7 protein-coding genes are annotated in these 5231 nt (G+C 60.1%); all 7 read right to left on the bottom strand.

The features are described from left to right. Window positions 1-201 precede the first annotated feature (201 nt). The 7 genes from ACIREA_RS26190 to ACIREA_RS26220 all read right to left on the bottom strand — a co-directional run bounded on the left by ACIREA_RS26190 (window position 202) and on the right by ACIREA_RS26220 (window position 5116). On the bottom strand, window positions 202-1242 hold the full coding sequence (locus ACIREA_RS26190; RefSeq protein ID WP_397385273.1) for a zinc-dependent alcohol dehydrogenase family protein: 1041 nt from the start codon (window positions 1240-1242) through the stop codon (window positions 202-204). A gap of 12 nt (window positions 1243-1254) precedes the next feature. Further along, complete coding sequence (gene dps, locus ACIREA_RS26195) at window positions 1255-1749, bottom strand: DNA starvation/stationary phase protection protein Dps (RefSeq protein WP_397385274.1); 495 nt, start codon at window positions 1747-1749, stop codon at window positions 1255-1257. 3 nt (window positions 1750-1752) lie between these two features. Then, complete coding sequence (locus ACIREA_RS26200) at window positions 1753-1950, bottom strand: hypothetical protein (RefSeq protein ID WP_397385275.1); 198 nt, start codon at window positions 1948-1950, stop codon at window positions 1753-1755. A gap of 15 nt (window positions 1951-1965) precedes the next feature. Then, complete coding sequence (locus ACIREA_RS26205; RefSeq protein ID WP_397385276.1) at window positions 1966-2394, bottom strand: hypothetical protein; 429 nt, start codon at window positions 2392-2394, stop codon at window positions 1966-1968. Between the two features lie 31 nt (window positions 2395-2425). Continuing rightward, window positions 2426-3136 carry a hypothetical protein gene (locus ACIREA_RS26210; RefSeq protein ID WP_397385277.1) on the bottom strand — a complete coding sequence of 237 codons (711 nt, stop codon included), beginning with the start codon at window positions 3134-3136 and terminating at the stop codon, window positions 2426-2428. 70 nt (window positions 3137-3206) lie between these two features. After that, window positions 3207-4421, bottom strand: a complete 1215-nt coding sequence (locus tag ACIREA_RS26215) for an ABC transporter permease (RefSeq protein WP_397385278.1) — start codon at window positions 4419-4421, stop codon at window positions 3207-3209. Further along, window positions 4418-5116: an ABC transporter ATP-binding protein gene (locus ACIREA_RS26220; protein ID WP_397385279.1), complete on the bottom strand. Its 699-nt coding sequence runs from the start codon at window positions 5114-5116 to the stop codon at window positions 4418-4420. The genes ACIREA_RS26215 and ACIREA_RS26220 overlap by 4 nt, the downstream gene beginning before the upstream one ends. Between the last annotated feature and the right edge of the window lie 115 nt (window positions 5117-5231).

The raw sequence follows: 5231 nt of genomic DNA on the forward strand, positions 1-5231 counted from the left end.
TGAGGCTGGCGCCGCCGCCGATGTAATGGTTGCCGGAGCTGAAGCCGTAGCCACCGCCTCCAAGAAGCAGAAGGATGAGAAGGATAACGATGATGTTCATGAGGAGGAGGGAGGTGGATGCTTTACGGTGTTATCTTGGGACAGATGCCGTCGCAGAACCATGGGGTGTTTACCCCGTTCGTTCTGCGTTCGCCCCTGAGGTCAGGAGTTGGTGAGAATGATCTTCAGCGCCTGATCGCGTGCGGCATTGCCAAAGGTCTCATAGGCGCTCATGACATCTCCGAGCATGAAGCGGTGGGAGATGAGCTGCTTGGGCAGGAGCTTGCCGGACATGATGGTCTTGAGCAGGAGCTGCGTGGTGACGGCATCGACGAGCCGGGTGGTGATGGTGATGTTTTGCGACCAGAGTGTTTCAAGATGCAGCGGCGCGCTTTGACCATGCACGCCCACATTGGCGATGTGCCCGCCGGGGGAGATGATGGACTGGCAGAGCTCGAAGGTGGCGGGGACGCCAACGGCCTCGATGGCGACATCCACGCCGCGGCCGTAGGTCATTGTCATGATTTTGGCCATGGCCCTGCCGTCGGTGCTGTCGATGAGTTTGGTGGCCCCGAGTCGTTTGGCGACATCGAGACGATGCTCATCGACGTCAATCATGATGATGTCCGCCGGTGTGTAGAGCTTTGCGGTGAGCAGGGTGGCGAGGCCGACAGGGCCGGCCCCGATGATGGCCACGGTGTCGCCGGGCTTGACGCAGCCGTTGAGCACGCCGCATTCGTAGCCGGTGGGCAGGATGTCGCTGAGCATGACCATGGCCTCCTCGTCCGCATTTTCGGGGATGTGGTGCAGGCTGGTGTCCGCCCACGGGATGCGGACGAACTCGGCCTGTGTGCCGTCAATGGTGTTGCCAAGAATCCAGCCGCCCTGATCGCAATGAGAGCACATGCCACGGCGGCAGTACTCACATTTTCCGCAGGAGGTGATGCACGAGACGATGACGTGGTCCCCTTTGCGAAAGCGGGTGATGCCTGTGCCCACCTCTTCGATGATGCCGATACCTTCGTGGCCGAGGATGCGGCCTTCGGTGACCGTGGGCACGTCTCCTTTGAGGATGTGAAGATCGGTGCCGCAGATGGTGGTCTTGGTGATGCGCACGATGGCATCCGAGGCCTCCTGCAGCGCCGGCCTGGGCATGTCCTGCAGGGCTTTCTTTCCCACGCCATGATAAACGAGAGCATTCATATGAGCGGGTGGTTAGTGTTCGGACTGCTCGTGGGCTTCGACGAACCAGAGGTTCATGTCTGAGCCACGTGAGACTTCGGTGAAGATGTCGGCGGTGTCGGCGTCCTTGAGCTGCGTGGAGGTGGCGATGGCCTTGCGGATGAGCTCGCCGTAGAAGGCGATGGCGTGGGCGAGTTCGGCGACGTGTTTTTTGCCACTGGTGATGTCCAGCGGGTATTCCGGGAGGCTGGACTTTTTGGCAACAACTCGAATGGTGCCCTGGGCGATGCCGCCGAGCTGGACGATGCGCTCGGCGATGAGATCGACGTAGGTGCCGGTGTCGGAGTACACTTTGTCGAAGAGCTCATGCAGCGCGATGAAGTTGTGGCCCTTCACATTCCAGTGCGCCTGCTTGGCCTGCATCATGAGGTCGATGGATTCCGTGAGGCGCTCCTGAAGCAGTGCGGTGATTTCGATCCTCGTTTTTTCCGGGAGGCTGTTTCGGGTGTGCGTGAGCTTGAGTTTCATGACTCAAGCGATAGGCGAATAATCCACGCGCCTGCCATGGGGTGAACACCCCAAATGTATGGCGACCTGCTCTTCAAACCAAGGCTGCATGTCCAGTAAAGGATGCTGCAGCAGGAAGATGTTCATGGCCAGGACGGACTCAGGAGACCAGACTTCCGCAGCTTTTGATGCGGTGATCTCAGGCTGAGGAAGTGTCTTCATGCGAAGCGGGTGAAGCTAATGCAACGCGATGACGGAATTTGCTTCTTTGAAATGATCGCGGACATGGGCGGCGATCTGGCGATCGGTCATTCTGTCTGCGGTCTCGACGGCGATGACGAAGTCTTTGGGCAGGACTTGTTCGAGTTCCCTGACCAGCTCGCCCTTGGCTTCGCCGGGGCCGAAAACCAGCAGTTCCCTGGCATGACGCACAAACGCCACCACCTCCTGGTAGTAATGATGGAGATCTGCGGTGAACTTGCGCTGAGCGACGTCGTCGGCTTTGACTTTTTGAGCTTCAAACGAGGCGGTGGAGCGTTCGCCATCGATGCGGCCCGGCTGACGGTCTGCGTCTGACAGGATGACGTGGATCTCTTCTCCTGCGCTGGCTTCCTGCACGATGACTGCTCTGCGATGGTCGATCCACAGGCCGATGTTGGTTTTCATAAGGGGGTATGGTTGGGGTTGGGGGGCGGGATCAGAAGGATTCCTGCAGGGTGTTTTTGTCGGCGCGTTCCTGGGTGGAGTCGGTCCAGAGGAACATGCATTTGACGAGATCGACGAATCCCATGAATTTGTTTTTCTCCTGCTGCAGTTCGACGGCGGCATGCTGGTACTCCTCGTTGCTGTTGATGGAGCTGCCACTTGGGGAGTGAGGCGGGCGGGAGAGACGGACGAGGAGCTTTTGCACGTGCTCATCGACCTCGACGCTGGAGTTGTTTTTCAGCAGTTCGAGCTTGATGTGCAGGGCATCGGCGCAGTTGTGAATGACTTGTAGATGGGACTCAAGAGTCCGGGCTATGGCGGCCCATTCAGCCTGGGCTGAGGCATTGAGACCCACGGCCTGGCCTTGCAGGGCGTGGAGGGTCTGCTCCAGATGGGTGTCTTCGATTTGAAGCTTGGTCCAGGTTTCCAGGGCCTTTTCATGACGATTTGTGTCATGGCTTTGGATGCCATCCTGCACTTCACTGACAAGGTCATGAATGCGGCACAGGATTGTCTCGACCTGATCCCAGTGATGGCCCCAGGCATTGCTCCAGTCTCCGGGGGAGCCGTATTCGGTGCCGAGACCACGGCCACGCTGAAGAACGAGCCTCAATTCGTCCTCCAGTTTGGTCAAACATTTGGCATCGGTGCGGAGTCCGATTTCAAGACGGGCGAGAATGTGTGGTTTGCTGTGCGTCATCATGGCAAGACTATTTTGCACCCGGAGGGCGGATCGCTGCCATGGGGTGAAAACCTACTTTGAAGCGGCAGCGTTATTCATGCCGGAGAGCGTCGATGGGATTCAGCTTTGCGGCCCGGCGTGCTGGCATGTAGCCAAACAGCACGCCGACGATGGCTGAAAAGGCGAAGGCGATGACGTTGATCTGAGCGTTGAAATTGAAGGGGACTTTGATGACTTGGGCGAGGCCGTAGCAGAGGGCGAAGGCGAGGAGGATGCCAAGGAGTCCGCCGATGCAGGAGAGGGTGACGGCTTCAATGAGGAACTGCAGGAGGACTTCGCCTGCGGTGGCACCGATGGCGAGGCGGATGCCGATCTCGCGGGTGCGCTCGGTGACGGAGACGAGCATGATGTTCATGATGCCGATGCCACCGACGAGCAGGGAGACGCCAGCGACGGCGGCGAGGAGCATGGTCATGAGCTGCGTGGTGGAGCCGAGGGTTTCGGCGATCTGGCGGGTGTCGAAGATGTTGAAGTCGTTGTCCTGATTGCTGTGGAGATTGCGGCGAATGCGCATGACCTCGGTGATGTCGCTGATGAGGGCGAGGCTCTCGGTGCCTTCCTGGGCGGAGATGGAGATCTGATTGATGCTGTGCTCTGAAGTTTTGCCGATGAGGCGGCGCTGCAGTGAGGAGAGCGGCATAATGATGGTGTCGTCCTGGTCTCCCATGCCGGCCTGACCTTTGGTGGCGAGGAGGCCGATGACTTCGCACGAAGCACGGCCGATGCGGATGCTGGCGCCGACGGGGTTTTCGGTGCCAAAGAGTTCCACGCGCACGGTGTTGCCGATGACGCAGACGGCGCTGCCGGAGCGGAGGTCGGCATCGGTGAACAAGCGGCCGTCGGCGATGGTCCATTTGTTGATCTGAAAATAGACGGGGGTGGTGCCGGTGATGGTGCTGGTTCGGGCGTTGCTTTGGTAGATGGTGCTGAGGGTGGCGGTGCGCACGGGGGTGATGGCGGCGATGGCGGCGATTTGCTCGCCAAGGATTTCGGCATCTTTTTCGGTGAAATTGGGCACACCGGCGGAGGAGCCGCGTGAACCAAAACCGGCACCGGGGCGCAAGGTGAGGAGATTGCTGCCGAGGCTGGAGATCTGCGCCTTGACCGCAAGCGTGGCACCCTGACCGAGGGTGACCATGGTGATGATGGCTGCGACGCCGATGAAGATGCAGAGGACGGTGAGGAAGGCGCGGGTGAGATTCCGGCTGATCTCACGCAGCGCGATGGCGAAGGCGTTCCAGATCATGGCGGTGCGGTGATGTCTGACTCCACGAGGCCGTCTTTGATGACGACTCTGCGTTTGGCGACGGTGGCAACGTGGTCGTCATGAGTGACCATGAGGACGGTGATGCCGCGGTCTTCATTGAGGCGTTTGAGCAGCTCCATGATGTCGCCGGTGGTGACGGAGTCGAGATTACCGGTGGGCTCGTCGGCAAAGAGAGTGCTGGGCTCGGTGACGATGGCGCGGGCGATGGCGACGCGCTGCTGCTGGCCTCCGGAGAGCTCGCCGGGGGTGCGGTTCAGTTTTGTGGTGAGGCCGACGGAATTGAGGGCGGCCACGGCCTTCTCATGGCGATCCTTGCGGGACATACCACGATAGAGCAGGGGAAGCTCCACGTTTTCCAGCGAGCTGGTGCGGGCGAGGAGATTGAAACCCTGGAAGATGAAGCCAAGGGCGTAGCGGCGCAGGAGGGAGCGCTGATCGGTGGCGAGATTTTCGACGGCGATGCCTTCGTATCTGTAACTGCCGGTGGTGAGGGTGTCTAGGCAGCCGAGCACGTTCATGAGGGTGGACTTGCCGGAGCCGCTGGGGCCCATGATGGCGACGAATTCGCCTTTGTGAATGGTGAGGTCGATGCCTTTGAGCGCCTGAAACGCGGCGTCTCCTTTGCCGTAGGTTTTGGTGAGCCCGCGGAGCTCGATGAGCGGTGCGGCACTCATGAGGCGGGGGTGGCGTTGCGGGTGATGACGAGCATGCCTTCGGTGAGGCCGGGGCCGGAGACCTCGGTGCGGCGTCCATCGGTGATGCCGGTCTTGATGGCGATGGGCTCGGCTT

Origin of the sequence: Prosthecobacter sp. (assembly GCF_044373815.1) — a bacterium.
GTDB lineage: Bacteria > Verrucomicrobiota > Verrucomicrobiia > Verrucomicrobiales > Verrucomicrobiaceae > Prosthecobacter.